The sequence below is a fragment of the Marinimicrobium sp. C2-29 genome (assembly GCF_038419845.1).
GTDB lineage: Bacteria > Pseudomonadota > Gammaproteobacteria > Pseudomonadales > Cellvibrionaceae > Marinimicrobium.
This window is the reverse complement of sequence record NZ_JBCAQT010000012.1, coordinates 60,460-79,660: the sequence shown is the minus strand read 5'-3', so window position 1 is coordinate 79,660 and position 19,201 is coordinate 60,460. Positions and strand designations below refer to the sequence as shown.

The window sequence follows — 19,201 nt, the reverse complement described above, 5'->3', positions numbered from 1 at the left end:
TTCATGCGGATTTCACGCTACGTAGTGATCAATGCCATTGCCTTTCAGACCGGATGGTTTGTGTGCGTGCTCCTTGGAACCTGGGCCGGCGTTGCCTACACCCTCGTGGCCGCCGTCCTGCATTTCCGGTTTGCTCCCTTCCATCGGCTCGATTGGCTTTCAATCTGCATCGCCTTGCCGCTTGGAGTCGCCCACGACAATTTGCTGGCCTATGCCGGGGTGCTGGATTACTCGGCGGAGACCAGTACCGGCCTGGCACCCTTCTGGTTGACCTGCCTCTGGGTCCTGTTGGCGCTCACCTTCAACCACTCGTTGCGTTGGTTTTATCAGCGGCCCTGGGTGCTCGCCCTGATGAGCCTGTTCGGCGGACCCATGGCTTATTTTGGCGGCGTGACGCTTTCGGATGTGCAGTGGGTCATTTCGCCGATTCACGGGTTTCTGATCCTGATGGCGATCTGGGTCTGGTTGTTGCCGCTGCATCGTTTTCTGGTAATTCAGGGAGACAAGCTATGTTCACTCGACTGATCGGACTGGTATTGCTCGGGGCCTTGGCGTCGGCCAGTGCCGAGGACTACGAGATTGAGGGCAAAGCCTACAATGTCGATGACATCGAACAGCTGTTGTATGTCGAGCGCTACACCCCGGTGGACGACAATGACCGGGGCGAAGTGCACTATGAATCGCCGGAGGGCGAACGCCTGGCAACCAAAACACTGGACTACAGCGCGGGGAATACGAAACCGGATTACGAACTGATCGACGAAAGAGGGGACCGGCACTGGTCGGTCACCCTGGAAGACGGCTCACTCAAGTTATCGAAGGGTCCAAAGGACGATCCCGAGACTGACACAGTATCGGCCGAAGACCCGCAGGTGATCGATGCCGGTTTTGACGCCTTTGTGCAACTGGAGTGGGACAAGCTCATGGATGGCAAGCGGGTGACCTTTCACTTTGCCTTCCCCAACCGCCTGACCAACGTTCGCCTCCGAGCCGTGCATATCGAGCGGGGCGACTCTCCCATCGAGCAGGACGGTGAGGACTGGGTCTGGTTCCAGATAAGGGTGGACAGCGCCCTGATGTCGCTGTTTGCGGACAGCCTTTACCTGGCCTACGAACGCGACACTAAACGCTTGATGGTGTTTCGCGGACGTTCCAATCTACCCGCCGCGGATGGCGATAGTTGGGATGTAGAGATTCGCTACACTTATTCTGATTAAATACCGCCGAAGCCTGCTGGCTTTTTGCCCTGCAGCTCGTAGGCGAAGGCGATGATGTGAGCCACCGCGCGGTAAAGGCTCTCGGGAATTTCATCGCCCAGCTCCAGCGTCACCAACAACTCCACCAGCTCCCGGTTGTCGCACAGCGGCACGCCTTCAGCCTCCGCGATGGCGATGATTTCGCGCGCAACGTCGCCCTGACCCGTCGCGCTCACATGGGGCGCGTGGGTGCCGTCATAGAAAAGGGCGACCGCCTTGTCCAGCTCTTCCTGGGTAAAATCGTTGCTCATGTGGTGATGTCCACCAGAGAATAGTGAATGTCGGTTTTGCGCCGGGGTGGGGCGCCGTAGTGGCATTCCAGACGGGTCACCTCCAATCCCTCTTCTTCCAGACGTTGATGCAACTGTGCCAGGCGCTTGCGCACAGCCTCGGCGGTGTCCGGCTGCTCTGCCCAGAGCCGGGCGGCCACCTGCGGGTCACGCACGGTAATCTGGGCATGAAAGGTGCCCGCCTCGGGAAGCTCAAAGGTCAGCAGAACCTGCCACTGGCGAACTTTTCCCGCCCCCTTTTTCCCGTCCTCATCCGACGACGCCCACTGTTCATCAATCTGCATAAACAGCGGCTGAACCTCCTGGCCCAGGCGCAACGGAATCTCCAGTGACCAGGATTGCGTGGGCTGGGCGGTCTCGCCCTGACTCAACTGGTGGCTCAGGCCACTGAGCTGCTGAAACTGGACCCGGGCAATACTGTGCAGCGTCTGCTGGTGCAACAGCTGCATCAACTGGCTGCGCAGGGCCCGATCGTTCAGTTCGGGCGCGGGCCGGTTGGCGAGCTCCGCCAATAGTGTCCCCAGGTTGGCGGGCGCACCGGGCTTGAGCTCGGGTGACTGGCCCATTTGATTCAATTCGGTTTTGACCTGGGTCAGTACTTTGAGCAGCGCGGCTTTCCAGTCGCCGGTCAGTGCCCGACTGACCGCCTCGCTCTGGCGCTGTTGGTTCGCCTCGCCGGAATCGCGTCCCGTTTGAGCGGCCTGAGCGAGCTTGTGCTCCAGTTGAAGACCGCTGTTGGCGATTGTCCGCTGCAGGTTCGCCGGCTGGGTCACCATCTCCGGCTGACGCAATTGTCGGGCGGCCTGGCGCAGTGCCTGCTGCAGGTCGGTGGAGAACAGCTGGCGCTGCTGGGGCGAGGACAGCTGCTCGATCAGGGGCAGGGCAAGCGCCAGGTCCGGCTTGTCTTTCAGTGGCATGACCGAGCGCAGCGTCTGAACCAGTTGCGTTTTCAGGCTCTCCTGTAGTGTTTCGCCCCGGCCTCCGGCCGCCGCCTGGAGGCGGGCGGCCAGTGCCTGGGCGGCCGAGCTTTCACTGGCAAAGCGGGCTGTCGACTCACCCGCACCCGATGAGGCCGAACGGGTGCCGGGCGCCAGTTGCCAGAGCTGGTTGTTTTTCAGGTACACCTGCACGGTGTCGCCGGGCTTGAGCGGGCGGTCGGTATAGGTGGTAAGGGACTGATTCTGAATCTGCAGACGGACCAGCTTGAGCAGGGGCGAGTTCAACAGCAGGCGCTCCTCACTCAGCCGTGCCAGCTGTTCCTGCTTTTGCGGGCTGTCGGGCTTGCCCTGTAGCGGTATCAGCGCATCCAGCAGGCGGTTGAATAACTGCTGGCGCTGCTCGTTGTTGGCCGGGGCGACAGACTGAACTTGCGCTTCGCGGGTTCCGGTACGGTTGATCCCGAGCGCCACCAACTGCCCCAGGGTTCCCGCGCGCTCGGCGCGCGCCTCCTGCACGGGCCGGAGCAGGCCGGCAGTGGTGTCAGGCAGTTTTATGGCCATAGCCTCTCAGTCTCGCTATAATCGCGTCCGATTGATGCATTCTCAGGGTTTATTCTCTCGAATAAGTTCCCCCTCAGTATAGCCGCCCCGTGCCCACAGGCCTATGGGCGGCTCAGGCGAACGGCGGCGTTATTTTGGCGGAGCTTCTTCTCAGGCTCGAACAACTGAGCTGCGAGCGCGATGAGCGCCCGCTGTTCAGCGGTCTCGATCTGTCCTTGCACGGTGGTGACCTGGTGCAGGTGCTGGGCCCCAATGGCTCCGGTAAGACCACGCTGTTGCGGGCACTGGCGGGTGTCAGTGAGCCCGCTCGCGGGCGCCTGTTCTGGCGCGATGAGCCGATGAGCCGGGCGCGCTGGGCGTATCGCCAGGCGCTGCTCTATATTGGCCACTCGCCCGGCGTCAAGGCGGCCCTGACGCCGCTCGAGAACCTCGACTGGTACCGTGCCCTGAGCGGCGGCAGCCAGCGCGATGAGGGTCGGGCCGCTCTGGCCCAGGTCGGGCTGGAAGGCTACGAAGACATTCCCTGTTTTCAGCTATCGGCCGGACAATTGCGCCGGGTGGCGCTCGCGCGCCTGTACCTGTCGACCGCACCGCTCTGGATTCTGGATGAGCCTTTCACCGCGATTGACCAGAGCGGCGTCGCGGCCCTGGAGGAGCGCCTGCAGGCTCAGGCCGCAGCCGGAGGTGCCGTCATCCTGACCTCCCACCAGGAGGTTCGGCTGCCGGGGCTGCGCCGGCTGAACCTGCGCGACTATCCTCCGGTTGACCCTTTCATAGACGAGGCCGGGGAGGGCGATCATGTCCCGACCTCATAATTCGTCATCTCCCGGTGCCTTTGGAGCAACGCTGCGGCGGGACCTGTTACTCTCCGGGCGCAACCCGGGCGACTGGGTGAACCCGCTGGTTTTCTTTCTGATTGCCATTACCCTGATTCCTTTGGGGGTAAGCCCGGAGCGGGAGTTGCTGGCGCTGCTGGCACCGGGGCTGCTCTGGGTGATGGCGCTGCTGGCGACACTGCTGTCGCTGGATGGCCTGTTCCGCTCGGACTTTGACGATGGCGCCCTGGAACAGATGCTGGTCAGCCCCCAGTTGCTGTATTTTACCGTGCTGGCCAAGGTGCTGGCTCACTGGCTGGTTACCGGCCTGCCCCTGACGCTGCTGGCGCCGGTGCTGGGCGTGATGCTGGCACTGCCGGCCGATGGTTTTGTGGCATTGTGTGTGTCATTGTTGTTGGGGACCGCCACCATGAGTCTGGTGGGTGCTGTGGGCGCGGCGCTGACCGTGTCCCTGCGCCGGGGCGGGCTGTTGCTGTCCCTGATTGTGATGCCGCTTTATGTTCCGGTGCTGATTTTTGGCGCCAGCGCGGTGAGCAATGCGGCCCTGGGCTCAGCCGTGGGAGGCCAGCTGGCGGTACTGGGCGTTTTTTCCGCGCTGGCATTGATGCTTGCGCCTCTGGCGGCCGCGGCAGCCCTGCGAATTTGCGTGGACAGTTACTGAAAAAAACTGCCTGAAGACTGATTGACTCGAGATTGAGACCGACTGACTCTTGATTGAGACCGACTGATAAGGGTTCGACACTATGGCTTCCTGGCAATGGTTTCACCGCCTGGGTTCACCCCGATGGTTTTATCACAAAACCGGTCCCTGGCTGCCCTGGCTCACGGTGGTGGCACTGACGCTGCTGGTGGTGGGCACTGTCTGGGGGCTGGCGTTCTCGCCCGCCGACTTCAAGCAGGGCAACAGCTACCGCATCATCTACATCCATGTGCCCGCCGCCTTTCTGGCGCTGGCCGGCTATTACGTGATGGCCATCTGCGGGGCCGTGGGCCTGATCTGGAAGATGAAACTGGCCTTCATGGTCATGAAGGCGGCCGCACCCATTGGCGCGGCACTGACCTTCGTGTCACTGGTCACCGGCGCGATCTGGGGCAAGCCCACCTGGGGCACCTGGTGGGAGTGGGATGCGCGCATCACCTCCATGCTGATCCTGCTGTTTCTGTATCTGGGCATCATGGCGCTGCAGAGCGCCTTCCAGAGCCGCGAGGCGGCCGACAAGTCCAGCGCGATTCTGGCCCTTGTGGGTACGGTCAATATCCCCATTATCTACAAGTCAGTGGATTGGTGGTACACGCTGCATCAGCCGGCGAGCCTCAAACTGACCTCCGCCCCCTCCATCCACAGCTCGATGCTGTACCCGCTGCTGCTGATGATTGTGGGGTTTTATGTGTTTTATGCACTGGTGCTGTTGCTCTATACCCGGCTTGAGATCGTAAAAAGAGAAGCGCGCACCGGCTGGGTGAAGGAACTTGTCAACCACGAGGGGACGTCGGGTGGGCCGTCTGATGGGCTGTCTAAGGAGGATCGATAATGCGATTTTACTTTGATTCGCTGAGCGACTTTGTACAGATGGGCACCCATGGGCCCTATGTCTGGGCCTCATTTGGTATCACCTGGGGGGTAATGGCCTATCTGCTGCTCAGCCCCTGGCTGCGCCAGCGTCGCTGGTTGCGGCAGCAGCGGGCCCGGGTGCGTCGTGATCAGGCCGCAAAAAGCGCCCAGCGCTGATACAATGAGGGCCAATGCTGATACACTTTGGCCCCGTCAGCACTCCCGGTAACGTTCGAATTTTTCTGGCGAAGTTTTTATGCATCCAGTCCGTCGACAGCGCTTGTTTCTGGTTCTCTTTATTGTGGTATTTTCCAGCGTCGCGGTGGGCCTGATGGCCTACGCGCTGCGGGCGAATATCAATCTGTTTTACCCCCCCATGCAGATCGTCGCCGGCGAGGCGCCGGTGGACACCCGGATCCGGGCCGGCGGCTGCGTACGGCCCGGCAGCATCGAGCGCTCCCAGGAAACCCTGGAAACCCGCTTTGCCCTGACCGACGGCGTGGTGGACTTTATCGTGACCTATACCGGTATCCTCCCGGACCTGTTCTCGGAGGGCGAGGCCGCCGTGGTGAATGGCACACTGAGTGCCGACGGCGTCTTTCATGCGACCGAGGTCCTGGCCAAGCACGATGAAGAATACATGCCCCCCGAAGTGGCCGAGGTGATGAGTGCCTCCGGCGGCGATCACGATAAAACCTGTGGAGTAATGGCCTATGGTCCCTGAGATTGGCCACTTTGCGCTGATCCTGGCGCTGGCATTCAGTCTGGCGCTGACGATTTTGCCCCTGGCCGGGGCCCAGCTGGATAACCTGCTTTTGATGCACACCAGTCGCTCCCTGGCGACCGGCTTCTTTTTCTTTGTGGCCGTTGCCTTTGGCTGCCTGACCTATGCCTTTGTGGTGGACGACTTCTCCGTGTCCTATGTGGCGGGCCACTCCAACAGCCTGATGCCGATCTACTTCAAAGTCAGCGCTGTCTGGGGCGGGCACGAGGGCTCGTTGCTGCTGTGGGTGCTGATGCTCGCCAGCTGGACCCTGGCGATCGCGCTGCTGAGCAAGAGCCTGCCGTTGAGCCTGCGCGCTCAGGTTTTGGCGGTCATGGGCTTTATCGGGGTCGGGTTTCTGCTGTTCATGCTATTGACCTCCAACCCCTTCGAGCGGGTGCTGCCGTTACCGCCCACCGAGGGCAGTGACCTCAACCCGCTGTTGCAGGACTTTGGGCTGATTGTGCATCCGCCCATTCTCTATATGGGCTACGTCGGCTTCAGCGTCAGCTTCGCTTTCGCCATTGCCGCGCTGCTGAGCGGCCGGCTGGATACCGCCTGGACCCGTTGGGCGCGGCCCTGGACCAATGTTGCCTGGGGCTTTCTGACTGTGGGCATTGCCCTGGGCAGCTGGTGGGCCTACTACGAACTCGGCTGGGGCGGCTGGTGGTTCTGGGACCCGGTGGAGAACGCCTCCTTCCTGCCCTGGCTGGTGGGCACGGCGCTGATTCACTCCATGGCGGTGACGGAAAAGCGCGGCCTGTTCAAGAGCTGGACTCTGCTGCTGGCCATTTTCACCTTTGCGCTGAGTCTGCTGGGCACCTTCCTGGTCCGCTCCGGGGTGCTGACCTCCGTGCACGCCTTTGCCAACGACCCGGAGCGGGGCGTGTTCATCCTGCTGTTTCTGCTGGTCGTGGTGGGCGGCTCCCTGACGCTCTACGCGCTGCGGGCCCCTGTGGTCCAGAAAACCACCGAATTCACCTGGTTTTCGCGCGAGACTTTTCTGATGGCGAACAATATCCTGTTTGTCATCATCATGATCAGTGTTCTGCTCGGCACCCTCTACCCACTGATTGCCGACGCCCTGGGCTGGGGCAAGATTTCGGTGGGACCGCCGTACTTCAATCTGTTCTTTGTACCCTTGATGGGGGTCATCTGCCTTCTGATGGCCGCCGGCGCCCAGTCCAACTGGAAGCGCACGCCCGCCAGACAATTGGGGCAGCTGCTCTGGAAGCCCTGGGTGATCAGCATCGCCATCGGCGCGCTGTTTCCCGTTTTTTACGGGGAATCCTACCGCTGGGAGGCGGCGCTGGCGGTCTTTGTCGGCGCCTGGATTCTGACAGCTGGCGCTTCCGATCTGATTTATCGCGTGCGCCACAGCGATCGCTGGACCCAGGGGTTGAAGAAGCTCAGCCTCAGTTACTACGGCATGCAGCTCGCGCACGCCGGTATCGCGGTAACTCTGCTGGGCGTCTGTCTGAACAGTATCTACACCGACCAGCGCGACCTGCGCATGGCGCCGGGGCAGGAGATCAGCTCCGGGCGTTATGACTTTGTCCTGGAGGGAGTAGAAGAGGTCCGTGGCCCCAATTACCTGGCCCAGGAGGCCCGCATTCGGGTGATGGTCAACGGCGAGTACTACAAGCACATGAAGCCCCAGAAGCGGCGCTACTTTTCCGGTGGCAACCTCATGACTGAAGTGGCCCTGGACCCCGGCTTCTTCCGGGACCTGTACATCGCCATGGGCGAACAATTGAGCGGCGACGCCTGGGCCATGCGTGTGCACATCAAGCCCTTCGTCCGCTGGATCTGGCTGGGCGCCCTGATGATGGCCATCGGTGGCGGCATGGCGGCTCTGGACAAGCGCTACCGCAAGCTGGCCCAGAAGGCTTCGCAGGATAATGAGCCATTGGTTGAGGGGAGTCAGCCGTGAGCCGTCTGAAGCTGTTTATTCCGCTGATCATTTTTGCGGTTCTGGCGGTGCTGTTCTGGCGCGGTCTGAGCCTGGACCCCTCGGAAATGCCTTCGGCCCGGGTAAACAAGCCGGTGCCTGAGTTCAGTCTGCCCACGGTGGCCGACCCGGAGGCTCAAATCACTCAGGAGATTTTTCAGGGGCAGGTGAGTCTGCTCAATGTCTGGGCCACCTGGTGCGCCGCCTGCCGCATAGAACACCCGTTTCTGGTGGAGCTGGCGGAGCAGGGGGTGCCGATTTATGGCGTGGATTACAAGGATGATGTGGCGGAGGCCCGCAAGTGGCTGGAGCAGCTGCACGATCCCTATGAGTTGAGCGTGGTGGATGCCGAGGGCCGTCTGGGCCTCGATCTGGGCGTGTTCGGCGCGCCGGAGACCTATGTGATCGATAAGCAGGGCGTGATCCGCCACCGCCACGTCGGCGTGGTCGACCAACGCGCCTGGGACGAAGAAATCGGCCCGCTCTTCGAGCGCTTAAAGAACGAGTAGGGCAGGCATTAACGTAGGGCGAATAAGCCTAAGGCGCATCCGCCATCTTCACGTTCGGCCCACTCATCCGTAGGGTGCGGTAAGCGAAGCGCACCCACCGGTGTTGCATCACGTCCGGCCCGCTCAGGGGTAGGGTAGGTAAGCGAAGCGCCACCTGCCGTAAAAGAGTGCCAGCTTTCAGAGAAATATCTGGAGGAATAGGTTCTACAAGGCTCGTAGGACCGATTTGGGGTGAACTGTTCCAAGACCGTCAACCGCGGGACTAGTGTTGACGAGTTACAGGGACGTAGTTCACTCGCCACATCCATGTGGCTCGCCCTGCGGGCAGCCTTCGGCTGTGCTAATCGGCAATCCTGCCGATTAGTGCCACGTGTCTTGGAACAGTTCACCCCGAAGCGGGCCGGACGTGATGGAGTGACAGAAGGTTGGGCAACGGTGGGTGCGCTTCGCTTACCGCACCCTACGAATAACTGCGGCAGTTTCTGGCAGGCATAAAAAAAGCCCCAACTTGTGGGGCTTTTTTCGTGATATGGCGGACCGGACGGGAAACATGGGCGCCGTCCATGGCGCCCACCCTACGGGCAGCCTTCGGCTGTGCCAATCCGTTCCCGACGGATTGGTCGAACCCTGAGGTTCGAGCCCCGACCGCACCCGGGCCACGGCAGTTTCTTCTGGACATAAAAAAAGCCCCAACGCTGTGGGGCTTCTTTCAATGTATGGCGGACCGGACGGGACTCGAACCCGCGACCTCCGGCGTGACAGGCCGGCATTCTAACCAGCTGAACTACCGGTCCGCTGTTTTGAGCATGGTGGGTGGTACAGGAGTCGAACCTGTGACCTACGCCTTGTAAGGGCGCCGCTCTACCAACTGAGCTAACCACCCTCGCTCAAGAGGGGCGTATTCTAATGAAAAGCGGCGCTGGGTCAATCGCTTTTGGCCATTTTCTTAAAAAAGTTTTCATTCATCCCAACAAAGCCAATCAAAACCCGCTTTGCTCGCCACGAATGCGAGGGGCTTGTTATACTCGCGCTTCACTGAATTTACAGGAGGCGCTTAGCCTTGAGTCGAATGATACGAGTATGGGTCACCCTGGGTCTGGCCCTGGTGGTGATGGCCTCCGCCGGAGGGGCAATGGCGGCTGTGGACGTGCGTGACTTCGACAGTGAATCGGACCGTCAGCGCTACCAGAGCTTCATCGACGAGATGCGCTGCCCCAAATGCCAGAACCAGAACCTGGCGGGATCGGACTCGCCGATTGCCGAGGACCTGCGTGATCAGGTGTACCGGTTGATCGATGAGGGCAAGTCCGACAAGGAGATCATCGACTTCATGGTCGAGCGCTACGGCGAGTACATCCTCTACCGGCCGCGACTGAGCCCGGCCACCCTGGTGCTCTGGCTGACGCCCGTTGTGCTGATGCTGGTGGGCATCGTGGTGCTGATCCGGGTGGTCCTCAAACGCCGGCGCACGGCGGCCGAAACGGTCACCGACAGCGAAGATCTGAGCCCCGAAGAACGCCGGGAGCTCGATGAGCTGCTGCGCGACTCCCATGCCGACTCCGACGACGAGAAACGCGAATCATGATGTCACCTCTCTGGTGGGTCATCGCCCTGATGGTGGTGCTGGCCCTGGCTTTTTTCCTCTGGCCCATGCGACGCAAAGCCACCGGCTCGCACCTGGAGCAGGTCCGGCGTCGTTACTTGGAGACCAATGTGGTGCTCTTTCGGGAGCACCTGGCCGAGCTGGAGGCGTCGCGGGATGCCGGGCGACTGTCGCAGTCGGCGTTCGAGCAGCTCAAGCGCGAACAGGAGCGGGCACTACTGCAGGAAGAGCGGGAGCTGGCCACCAGCAAACCGACGCGCGGTCGCGCGCTGCCTGGCGGCCGGGTGCTGATGCTGTCCGCCGTGGTGCTGCTGGCGGGCAGTATCGGTTGGTACGAGTGGCGCGGAGCCAGTGAAGACCTGCATCTGGCCGAGCTGCAGATGGCCAAGAGCCTGCAGGATCGGGAAGACCGGATGAACGACCGCCGGGTGGACCCGGGCCTTACCTGGACGCTCGTGGAGCAGATCCAGAAGCGGCTGGAAGACAACCCCGACTCCACCCAGCATCTGTTTCTACTGGCGCTCTACTCACGCGAGCTCGGCCACTTTGATCGCGCGATCGAGGCCTACGAACGCATCCTGGAGCTGGAGCCGAAGTCTCCCCGCATTCAGGCCGAGCTGGCCGAGACCCTGTTTATCCGGGACGACAACCGCATCGGGAGCCGGGCGCGAGACCTGATTAAGGAAGCGCTGGAAAACGATCCCCAGGAAACCACCGCACTGGGTCTGGCCGGGATTGACGCCTTTGGCAACCAGAACTTTCAGGATGCCATCCGCTACTGGCAGCGTGCGCTGGATCAGATGGATCCGCGCTCGGGCAACGCCCAGGCCTTTCAACGCGGGGTCGAGCGGGCGCGCAGCGCCCTGGCTCAACGCGGAGAGACGCCAGAGGCCCAAACTGATGAGCCCAGTGCTGAGGCATCGATCGAGATTCCACTCCGGGTCCGCCTGGGCGACGAAGTAGACTTCGACGGCGATCAGTGGGTCTTTGTTTTCGCCCGGGCCTGGCAGGGTTCACCCATGCCCCTTGCCATTACACGCTTTCAGGCCAACCAATTGCCATCATCAATAGTGTTGGATGATACTATGGGCATGTCACCGGCAGCCTCTCTGAGCAGCGTCGAGGAAGTGGAGCTGGTGGCACGACTGTCAAAGGACGGGGATGCCACGCCCAAACCCGGCGACTGGCAGGGCCTTGTGGGGCCCATCTCGCTTGATGACGTGCCCGAGAATATCGAGCTGGTGATTGACGAACCGGTCACTGAATAGGTCCCATCCGACAGGGTAGCGGCTGGTGTAATATTTGCCGCTTCCGTGTAGAATTCCCGCTTTTGCAACCGACCTCCGACCCCTCCTGCTCAAGGGCAGCCGAAGGGCCGTCGGAGGCCGGATAATCATAATGATTTCAATGGGCTAGGCGGGTTCCGGCGCGCCGTAAGTTGAAATAACGTGACATTCAGGATAACAGGGATCTATGCGCCTCAAGTGTATCAAGCTGGCCGGTTTTAAATCGTTTGTGGACCCGACCACGGTCAACTTCCCGAGCAATCTGTGCGCGGTGGTGGGGCCCAACGGCTGTGGCAAATCCAATATCATCGACGCCGTGCGCTGGGTGATGGGGGAGTCCTCCGCCAAGAACCTGCGCGGCGAAGCCATGACCGACGTCATTTTCAATGGCTCCAATGGTCGCAAGCCGGTAGGCCAGGCCTCCATCGAACTGATTTTTGACAACACCGACAAAACGGTTCAGGGCGAATACGCCGCTTTTAACGAAATCTCGATCAAACGCAAGGTCACCCGCGACGCCCAGAACGTCTATTACCTCAACGGCACCAAGTGCCGCCGCCGGGATATTACCGACATCTTCCTGGGTACCGGTCTGGGTCCGCGCAGCTACGCCATTATCGAACAGGGCATGATCTCCCGCCTGATCGAGGCCAAGCCGGAAGAGCTCCGGGTATACATCGAGGAAGCGGCGGGCATCTCCAAGTACAAGGAGCGGCGCCGGGATACCGAGAACCGGATGCGCCGCACTCTGGAAAACCTCGAGCGGCTGACCGATATCCGAGACGAGCTGGAGCGCCAGCTCAGTCGCCTGCAGCGTCAGGCCCAGGCGGCCGAAAAGTACACCGAATACAAGAAAGAAGAGCGACTGCTCAAGGCCCAGGTGCAGGCATTCAAGTACCGCCAGCTGGATGAGCAGGCCAAGATCAAGCAGACCGGCATACGCGACCTGGAGCTGCGCATGGAATCCTTCGTGACCGATCAGGTCAACAAGGACACCCAGATCGAGAAATGTCGCAGCCAGTACACCGAGCTGCAGGACAAGTTCAACGAGGTCCAGGGCCGCTACTACTCCATTGGTGCCGATATTGCGCGGATCGAGCAGACCATTCAGCACGCCCAGGAACGCAGCCGCCAGCTCCAGACCGACCTGGAACAGACCGACCGGGACAGCCGCGAAGCCGAAGACAGCCTCCAGTTTGACCGCGAGAAAGCCGAGGGATGGGAGGCCGAGCTGCTGGAGCTGGAACCGGAGCTGGAGCTGGTGCGCGCCGCTGAGGAGAGCTCCGGCGACGCACTGCAGGAAGCCGAAGAGGCCATGCAGCGCTGGCAGAGCGAGTGGGATGCCTTCAACCAGCGCGCGGCCGAACCGCGTCAGCGCGCTGAGGTGCAGCAGTCGCGCATCCAGCACCTGGAGCAGGTTCAGCAGCGCTTGTTGCAGCGCATCGACAAGCTCAAAGAGGAAAGGGCCAATCTGCAACAGGGCGACGCCGACGAGGAAATCGATCAGCTCAATGAACAGCTGGCCGAGCTGGACCTGGTGGTGGAAGAAAAACGCACCGGCAGTGAGTCGGTGGGCGAGCGTCTGGAAGCCCAACGGCAGAAGAACAACGAAGTGGCGGATGAACTGGACGTGGCCCGCAGCCAACTGCAGAGCCTGCGCGGCCGTCACGCCTCACTGGAAGCCTTGCAACAGGCCGCTCTGGGCGAGAAAAGCGAAGCGGTATCGGACTGGCTGAACGAACACCAGCTGACCGACCAACCCCGTCTGGCCGAGACCCTGAGCGTCACCGACGGCTGGAACCAGGCCGCCGAAACCGTGCTGGGCAACAGCCTCCAGGCGGTCTGCGTCGAGGGCTTCGATGCGGTGGCCAGCACGCTCGCCGGCCTGAGTCAGGGCGAACTGGTGCTGCTCGACACCGCCAGCCGCCCGAATGCCCAGACCGGCGACAAGGCGCCGCGTCTGCTGGACAAGGTCACCGCCGACTGGGATCTGAGCGATCTGCTCAGCGGTGTCTATCTGGCCGAAGATCTGCCCGAAGCCCTGGCGCTGCGCTCGCGCCTGGAAGCGGGGGAGTCGGTGATTACCCGCGATGGCCTCTGGCTCGGCCCGCAATGGCTCAAGGTCGCGCGCGATACCGACGCCAGTGCCGGTGTGATCGCCCGCCGTCAGGAGCTGGAAGAGCTGGATACGGACATTACCGAACTCGAAGAGCAGGTCGCCCGCCTGGACGAAGCCCGCACTGAGGGCCGCGAGACCGTGCAGAACCTGGAACGCGAGCGGGAAACCCTGCGCCGTGAAGCCGACGAACAGAACCGCCGGGCGGGCGAATTGCGCGCCCAGCTGAGCGCCAAGAAAGCCCGCATCGAGCAGATCAGCATGCGGCGCGAGCGGGCCGAGACCGAAATTCGCGAAGCCGGCGAGCAGATGGATCAGGAGTCGGAGCAGCTGGCCGAAGCGCGCATGATTCTTAGCGAAGCCATCGAGGCCATGGAAAAGGACACCGATGAGCGCGAGCGCCTGCTCGAGGAGCGCGACCGCTTCCGGGGCGGGCTGGATCAGGCCCGCCAATCGGCCCGGCACGACCGCGACAAGGCCCACGAAATGGCCATGCGCGCCCAGTCCCTGAAAACCCAACTCGACAGCATCCGTCTGGGCATCACCCGGCTGCAGGAACAGACCCAGCGCCTGCGCGAGCGGCGCGAGCTGTTGATGGAGTCGCTGGGCGAGAATCGCGACCCGATCGAAGAGCACCAGCTGGAGCTGGAGGCCAACCTGGACAAGCGCCTGGCGGTCGAGGGCGAACTGTCCGAGGCGCGCACCGCGCTCGAGGCTGTGGAGCACGAGCTGCGCAGCGCCGAACAGGCGCGCCACAAGGCCGAGCAGGAAGTCCAGGCGGTGCGCTCGCACCTGGAGCAGGAGCGCCTGGCGGCGCAGACCTTCGAAGTCCAGCGCGCCGGCCTGGCCCAGCAGCTGGAGGAAGACAACTTCAATCTGGAGGAGCTGCTCAGCCAACTGCCGGAAGAGGCCGAACTCAAGCCGATGGAAACCGAGCTGGAGCAGGTAGCGGCGCGCATTGCCCGCCTGGGCGCGATCAACCTGGCGGCCATCGACGAGTACCAGACCGAATCCGAACGCAAACAATACCTGGACGCCCAGGACGAAGACCTGCGCGACGCGCTGGAAACTCTGGAAAACGCCATCAAGAAAATCGACCGCGAGACCCGCACCCGCTTCAAGGAAACCTTCGACCAGGTCAACAAGAGCCTGCAGGAGTTGTTCCCCAAAGTATTCGGTGGCGGGCACGCCTATCTGGAACTTACCGGCGAAGATCTACTCGATACCGGTATTGCCATCATGGCGCGGCCACCGGGCAAGCGGAACAGCACCATCCACCTGCTCTCGGGCGGGGAGAAGGCGCTGACCGCCATTGCCCTGGTGTTCTCGATTTTCCGGCTCAACCCGGCACCTTTCTGTATGCTGGATGAGGTGGATGCGCCCCTGGATGACGCCAACGTGGGTCGCTACGCCCGGATGGTTCAGGAGATGGCGGAACATGTACAGTTTATTTATATTACCCACAACAAAATCGCCATGGAGATGGCGCACCAGTTGATGGGTGTTACCATGCACGAACCGGGCGTTTCCCGCCTGGTGACCGTGGATGTGGATGAAGCGGCCGAGCTGGCAGCGGTATAATGTCGGTCTGTGTGCTCACACTCGCCGGCGCCAGCGACGGACACATGACGGAAACTGACGGATAACACTATGGGTGATTGGTTAACGGTAATCATAGTCTTGCTGATAGTCGGGATTCTTCTCGACGGCTGGCGGCGTATGCGCAACGCCCAGAAAGACTCCCTCAGGGTGTCGCGCTCCATGCGCAAGAGCGCCGGTAGCGGTTCCTCCCCGGCGGACAGCTACAACAGCGCGGAGCTGCCCAATGGCGGCGCCCGCGTGGTCGGTTACCGTGACCGTCAGGCCGAGAGCGGCGCCCGGCGTGAACCCGAAATGGTGGAAGACGAGTACGCCGACAGCGACGACACCGAGGAACTCGAACCCGATTACGACCAGTACGAGGAGGACTTCGACGACCTGGAGCCGGTCGGATCCGAGCCGGAGGAAGAAACACCCGCCGAGGCGGAGCCCGTCTCACGACCCAAAGGCAGCATCCCCCAGCAGGTTGCACTGAATCTGGACGAGTCGGTGCCCATCCTCATGGAGACCACCGAATCCGACGACCAGGACAGCTCGGGTCGCATCGAACCCACACTCGGGGGAAAGGAAAAATCGGCGGAACCGAAAAAGACCGCTTCCAGCGAGGCCAAACCCCGTACGTCCGCCGCGCCAGCCGCGAAGGACAAACCCAGAGACAAACCCAAAGACAGGCCCAGGCCGGAAAAGACACCGCCCCCCGAGCCCTCCGATGTGGGCGAACAGGAGCGCGAGCCGGCGCCCGCGCCGCCGGACCCCGAGGAGGTGCTGATCGTGAATATCATGGCGCCGGCGGGGCAGCAGTTCCGCGGCGATGCGCTGCTCGAGGCACTGCTGCAGGCGGGTCTGCGCTTTGGCGACATGAACATTTTTCATCGTTATCAGGAGCGCCATGGCGGGGGGCCGATCCTGTTCAGCCTGGCCAACATGGTCAAGCCGGGCGTGTTCGATCTGGATACCATGGATGAGTTTTCCACTCCCGGCGTCAGCCTGTTCATGACGCTGCCGCTGGACGGAGCCCGTATGGAGAACGTGGAGGTGTTTGAGCTCATGCTGGAGACCGCCCGCTCGATCGCCGATGAGCTGGGTGGAGAGATGAAGGATGAAAACCGCAGTGTCATGACCCGGCAGACCATGGAGCATTGCCGCCAGCGGATTCACGAATTCGAGCGCAAGCAGCTGTCGCGTTCTCCGGGCTAACCACAACCCCGGGCCAGAGACGGCCAGCCCAATGTGAATCAACCCGAGTCTGAATTGCAGGAAGTCGACGTTAATGGCCAAATCTGCCGCCGCCATCCCCGCTGAAGTCAGCGCCGAGGCGCAAGCGCTGCGCGCTGAACTCCAGGAACACAACTACCGCTACTATGCGCTCGATGACCCGCAGATTCCCGATGCGGAATACGATCGTCTGCTGCAGAAACTGCAACGGCTCGAGGCCGATTATCCGGACCTGATCACCCCCGATTCTCCCACCCAGCGGGTCGGGCAGACGCCCCTGAGTGCCTTTGCCACCGTCACCCACGAGCTCCCCATGCTGTCGCTGGACAATGCCTTCAGCGAAGAGGACATCTGGGCGTTTGATCGCCGGGTCAAAGATCGGCTTCAGGATGACAGCGACATCGAGTACGCCTGCGAGCCCAAACTGGACGGCATCGCCGTCAGCCTTCTGTATCAGGACGGCATGCTGGTACGCGGCGCCACGCGCGGCGATGGCACCCAGGGCGAAGACATCACCCAGAATGTGCGCACCATCGACTCCATTCCCCTGCGTCTGCGCGGCCGTGACTATCCCGCCGTGCTGGAAGTACGCGGCGAGATCTACATGCCCCGGGCCGGTTTTGAGCGGCTCAATGAGAAAGCGCGCGAGGCTGGAGACAAGACCTTCGTCAACCCACGCAATGCCGCCGCGGGCAGTCTGCGCCAACTGGATGCGCGCATCACCGCCCGACGCCCCCTGGAAATGTGCGCCTACAGCATCGGCTACGTCGAGGGCGAGGTGCCCGGGCGCCACTCGGACATTCTCGAGGCCCTGCGCGGCTGGGGCCTGAAAATCAATCGCGAAATACAGGTGGTGCAGGGCGCTCAGGCCTGCATCGACTACTATCGTGAGCTGGGGGAACGCCGCACCGGGCTGGCTTATGACATTGACGGTATTGTGTTCAAGGTCAACCGGCGCGACCTGCAGGAAGAACTGGGGTTTGTCGCCCGCGCCCCACGCTGGGCCATCGCTTACAAGTTTCCCGCCCAGGAGGAAATGACCGAGCTGCAGGATGTCGAATTTCAAGTGGGCCGCACCGGTGCCGTCACTCCGGTGGCGCGCCTGAAGCCGGTGTTTGTCGGCGGAGTGACGGTCTCCAACGCCACGCTGCACAATCGCGATGAAATCCAGCGCCTGGGCGTAATGATCGGTGATAGCGTGATCGTACGCCGGGCGGGCGATGTGATTCCGCAGATTGTCTCGGTGGTGACAGACAAGCGACCGGACAATGCCCGTGCCATCGAGTTTCCGGAACATTGCCCGGTGTGCGGTTCTCCAGTGGAAATGGTGCCGGGCGAGATCGTGGCCCGCTGTGACGGCGGACTGATCTGCCCGGCGCAGCGCAAACAGGCGATCAAGCATTTTGCCTCGCGCAAGGCCCTGGATATCGACGGCCTGGGCGATAAGCTGGTGGAACAGTTGGTCGACAAGGGCCTGATCCAGGCGGTCGCGGACCTGTATCACCTGACCCGGGAGGACCTGTCCGGCCTGGAGCGTATGGGCGAGAAGTCCGCCGAGAACCTGCTGGAAGCGTTGGAAAAGAGCAAGAACACGACCCTGGCGAAGTTCATCTATGCGCTGGGCATCCGCGAGGTGGGCGAGGCCACCGCCCGCAACCTGGCGCAGCATTACGGTAGCCTGGACGAGCTGGCCAGCGCCGACGAGTCGAGCCTGCAACAGGTGGATAATGTGGGGCCGGTGGTGGCACACTTTGTCGCCGAGTTCTTTGAGCAGGAGCACAACCGGGAGGCGGTCGACAAGCTGAGAAAGGCCGGCGTGACCTGGACCGAGCAGGCGCCGGTGGACCGGGACTCTCTGCCCCTGGCGGGGCTGACCTATGTACTGACCGGCAGCCTGGAACAATTGACCCGGGATCAGGCCAAAGAGAGGCTGCAGGCACTGGGCGCCAAGGTGGCGGGCAGTGTTTCCAAAAAAACCGATTATCTGGTGGCGGGCCCCGGGGCGGGCTCGAAACTGAAAAAAGCCGAGGAGCTGGAAGTGGATATCATGGACGAAGCCGGGCTGCTCGAGCTACTGAGCCAATGGGAGGCAGAGTGATACGAATTTTAATGCTGTTTGTGGCCGCCTCGCTGTTGAGCGGTTGCGCGTCCGGGCCACCGGAAAAGACCCAAAACCTCTGCGACGTATTCGATGAGAAACGCGGCTGGTACAAAGATGCCCGCCGCTCGGAGCGGCGCTGGGGCTCGGATATCGCCACCATGATGGCGATCATGTATCAGGAGTCCGGCTTCCGGCCCAAGGCCAAGCCGCCGCGCACCAAAATTCTCTGGATCATCCCCGGACCGCGGCTAAGCAGCGCCTACGGTTTCGCCCAGGTGAAAGACGAAACCTGGTCCGAGTATGAGCGCATGAGCGGCAATCACTGGGCGAGCCGCAGTCACTTTGCCGACGCCATCGACTTTATCGGTTGGTACAATGCCCAGAGCCACAAGCGGGTAGGCATCGGCAAGAACGATGCCCGCAATCTGTATCTGGCCTATCACGAGGGCCACACCGGGTTCAAAAATCGCAGCTACGATGCCAAGGGCTGGCTGACTCCGGTAGCGGGGAAGGTTGCGGTCAGAGCGGATAATTTCCGTCGGCAGCTGGACAGTTGCGAGCATCGGTTCAAGGGCCCCTGGTGGTGGCCATTGCGCTAGCCGGTTATTCGGTACTCTGGGTTTCT

The 19,201-nt window shown here is 62.0% G+C and carries 17 protein-coding genes and 2 tRNA genes; 15 read left to right on the top strand and 4 right to left on the bottom strand.

The features are described from left to right. Positions 1–3: 3 nt before the first annotated feature. Both AAE484_RS12750 and AAE484_RS12745 read left to right on the top strand, forming a co-directional pair. Positions 4–525 (top strand): DUF2878 domain-containing protein, encoded by a 522-nt coding sequence (locus tag AAE484_RS12750; RefSeq protein WP_341938786.1) that lies wholly within the window; start codon positions 4–6, stop codon positions 523–525. Next, positions 510–1,217, top strand: a complete 708-nt coding sequence (locus AAE484_RS12745; RefSeq protein WP_341938785.1) for a hypothetical protein — start codon at positions 510–512, stop codon at positions 1,215–1,217. The genes AAE484_RS12750 and AAE484_RS12745 overlap by 16 nt, the downstream gene beginning before the upstream one ends. On the opposite strand, the gene AAE484_RS12740 is transcribed toward AAE484_RS12745, so the two are convergent. Then, the gene (locus tag AAE484_RS12740) at positions 1,214–1,507 is read right to left on the bottom strand and encodes an EscU/YscU/HrcU family type III secretion system export apparatus switch protein (RefSeq protein WP_341938784.1); all 294 of its coding nucleotides are present in this window, start codon (positions 1,505–1,507) and stop codon (positions 1,214–1,216) included. The two genes, AAE484_RS12745 and AAE484_RS12740, sit on opposite strands and share 4 nt — an antisense overlap. Next, positions 1,504–3,045: a flagellar hook-length control protein FliK gene (fliK, locus tag AAE484_RS12735; RefSeq protein ID WP_341938783.1), complete on the bottom strand. Its 1,542-nt coding sequence runs from the start codon at positions 3,043–3,045 to the stop codon at positions 1,504–1,506. Before fliK ends, AAE484_RS12740 begins: the two co-directional genes overlap by 4 nt. A gap of 134 nt (positions 3,046–3,179) precedes the next feature. On the opposite strand from fliK, the gene ccmA reads away from it, so the two are divergent. The 7 genes from ccmA to AAE484_RS12700 all read left to right on the top strand — a co-directional run bounded on the left by ccmA (position 3,180) and on the right by AAE484_RS12700 (position 8,656). Continuing rightward, complete coding sequence (gene ccmA, locus AAE484_RS12730) at positions 3,180–3,860, top strand: cytochrome c biogenesis heme-transporting ATPase CcmA (RefSeq protein ID WP_341938782.1); 681 nt, start codon at positions 3,180–3,182, stop codon at positions 3,858–3,860. Continuing rightward, entirely contained in the window at positions 3,844–4,542 is a 699-nt protein-coding gene (gene ccmB / locus AAE484_RS12725) for a heme exporter protein CcmB (RefSeq protein ID WP_341938781.1), read from the top strand. Before ccmA ends, ccmB begins: the two co-directional genes overlap by 17 nt. Positions 4,543–4,624: 82 nt before the next feature. Further along, on the top strand, positions 4,625–5,413 hold the full coding sequence (locus AAE484_RS12720; RefSeq protein WP_341938780.1) for a heme ABC transporter permease: 789 nt from the start codon (positions 4,625–4,627) through the stop codon (positions 5,411–5,413). Further along, a complete protein-coding gene (gene ccmD / locus AAE484_RS12715; protein ID WP_341938779.1) occupies positions 5,413–5,610 on the top strand; it encodes a heme exporter protein CcmD in 198 nt (65 codons plus the stop codon). Before AAE484_RS12720 ends, ccmD begins: the two co-directional genes overlap by 1 nt. Before the next feature lie 79 nt (positions 5,611–5,689). Beyond that, positions 5,690–6,157: a cytochrome c maturation protein CcmE gene (ccmE, locus tag AAE484_RS12710; RefSeq protein ID WP_341938778.1), complete on the top strand. Its 468-nt coding sequence runs from the start codon at positions 5,690–5,692 to the stop codon at positions 6,155–6,157. Next, positions 6,147–8,129 (top strand): heme lyase CcmF/NrfE family subunit, encoded by a 1,983-nt coding sequence (locus AAE484_RS12705; RefSeq protein WP_341938777.1) that lies wholly within the window; start codon positions 6,147–6,149, stop codon positions 8,127–8,129. The genes ccmE and AAE484_RS12705 overlap by 11 nt, the downstream gene beginning before the upstream one ends. Then, positions 8,126–8,656: a DsbE family thiol:disulfide interchange protein gene (locus AAE484_RS12700; protein ID WP_341938776.1), complete on the top strand. Its 531-nt coding sequence runs from the start codon at positions 8,126–8,128 to the stop codon at positions 8,654–8,656. The genes AAE484_RS12705 and AAE484_RS12700 overlap by 4 nt, the downstream gene beginning before the upstream one ends. A gap of 717 nt (positions 8,657–9,373) precedes the next feature. Here AAE484_RS12700 and AAE484_RS12695 read toward each other — a convergent pair. Then, positions 9,374–9,450 (bottom strand) — tRNA-Asp (locus tag AAE484_RS12695). Between the two features lie 13 nt (positions 9,451–9,463). Beyond that, positions 9,464–9,539 (bottom strand) — tRNA-Val (locus tag AAE484_RS12690). A 186-nt stretch (positions 9,540–9,725) separates the two neighbouring features. Here AAE484_RS12690 and AAE484_RS12685 point away from each other — a divergent pair. From AAE484_RS12685 to AAE484_RS12660, 6 genes are all read left to right on the top strand, one after another. Further along, a complete protein-coding gene (locus AAE484_RS12685; RefSeq protein ID WP_341938868.1) occupies positions 9,726–10,241 on the top strand; it encodes a cytochrome c-type biogenesis protein in 516 nt (171 codons plus the stop codon). Continuing rightward, on the top strand, positions 10,238–11,527 hold the full coding sequence (gene ccmI / locus AAE484_RS12680; protein WP_341938775.1) for a c-type cytochrome biogenesis protein CcmI: 1,290 nt from the start codon (positions 10,238–10,240) through the stop codon (positions 11,525–11,527). Before AAE484_RS12685 ends, ccmI begins: the two co-directional genes overlap by 4 nt. A 205-nt stretch (positions 11,528–11,732) precedes the next feature. Next, positions 11,733–15,242: a chromosome segregation protein SMC gene (gene smc / locus AAE484_RS12675; RefSeq protein ID WP_341938774.1), complete on the top strand. Its 3,510-nt coding sequence runs from the start codon at positions 11,733–11,735 to the stop codon at positions 15,240–15,242. Between the two features lie 69 nt (positions 15,243–15,311). Next, positions 15,312–16,457: a cell division protein ZipA gene (gene zipA / locus AAE484_RS12670; protein WP_341938773.1), complete on the top strand. Its 1,146-nt coding sequence runs from the start codon at positions 15,312–15,314 to the stop codon at positions 16,455–16,457. Positions 16,458–16,530: 73 nt separating this feature from the next. Then, positions 16,531–18,573 carry an NAD-dependent DNA ligase LigA gene (gene ligA, locus AAE484_RS12665; protein WP_341938772.1) on the top strand — a complete coding sequence of 681 codons (2,043 nt, stop codon included), beginning with the start codon at positions 16,531–16,533 and terminating at the stop codon, positions 18,571–18,573. Next, on the top strand, positions 18,570–19,175 hold the full coding sequence (locus AAE484_RS12660) for a transglycosylase SLT domain-containing protein (RefSeq protein ID WP_341938771.1): 606 nt from the start codon (positions 18,570–18,572) through the stop codon (positions 19,173–19,175). The genes ligA and AAE484_RS12660 overlap by 4 nt, the downstream gene beginning before the upstream one ends. Positions 19,176–19,201 lie beyond the last annotated feature (26 nt).

Excerpts from the sequence above, each read along its gene's own strand:
- AAE484_RS12750 (WP_341938786.1), top strand. The coding sequence starts at position 4 with ATGCGGATTTCACGCTACGTAGTGATCAATGCCATTGCCTTTCAGACC.
- AAE484_RS12745 (WP_341938785.1), top strand. The coding sequence starts at position 510 with ATGTTCACTCGACTGATCGGACTGGTATTGCTCGGGGCCTTGGCGTCG.
- AAE484_RS12740 (WP_341938784.1), bottom strand. The coding sequence starts at position 1,507 with ATGAGCAACGATTTTACCCAGGAAGAGCTGGACAAGGCGGTCGCCCTT.
- fliK (WP_341938783.1), bottom strand. The coding sequence starts at position 3,045 with ATGGCCATAAAACTGCCTGACACCACTGCCGGCCTGCTCCGGCCCGTG.
- ccmB (WP_341938781.1), top strand. The coding sequence starts at position 3,844 with ATGTCCCGACCTCATAATTCGTCATCTCCCGGTGCCTTTGGAGCAACG.
- AAE484_RS12720 (WP_341938780.1), top strand. The coding sequence starts at position 4,625 with ATGGCTTCCTGGCAATGGTTTCACCGCCTGGGTTCACCCCGATGGTTT.
- ccmD (WP_341938779.1), top strand. The coding sequence starts at position 5,413 with ATGCGATTTTACTTTGATTCGCTGAGCGACTTTGTACAGATGGGCACC.
- ccmE (WP_341938778.1), top strand. The coding sequence starts at position 5,690 with ATGCATCCAGTCCGTCGACAGCGCTTGTTTCTGGTTCTCTTTATTGTG.
- AAE484_RS12705 (WP_341938777.1), top strand. The coding sequence starts at position 6,147 with ATGGTCCCTGAGATTGGCCACTTTGCGCTGATCCTGGCGCTGGCATTC.
- AAE484_RS12685 (WP_341938868.1), top strand. The coding sequence starts at position 9,726 with ATGATACGAGTATGGGTCACCCTGGGTCTGGCCCTGGTGGTGATGGCC.
- ccmI (WP_341938775.1), top strand. The coding sequence starts at position 10,238 with ATGATGTCACCTCTCTGGTGGGTCATCGCCCTGATGGTGGTGCTGGCC.
- smc (WP_341938774.1), top strand. The coding sequence starts at position 11,733 with ATGCGCCTCAAGTGTATCAAGCTGGCCGGTTTTAAATCGTTTGTGGAC.
- zipA (WP_341938773.1), top strand. The coding sequence starts at position 15,312 with ATGGGTGATTGGTTAACGGTAATCATAGTCTTGCTGATAGTCGGGATT.
- ligA (WP_341938772.1), top strand. The coding sequence starts at position 16,531 with ATGGCCAAATCTGCCGCCGCCATCCCCGCTGAAGTCAGCGCCGAGGCG.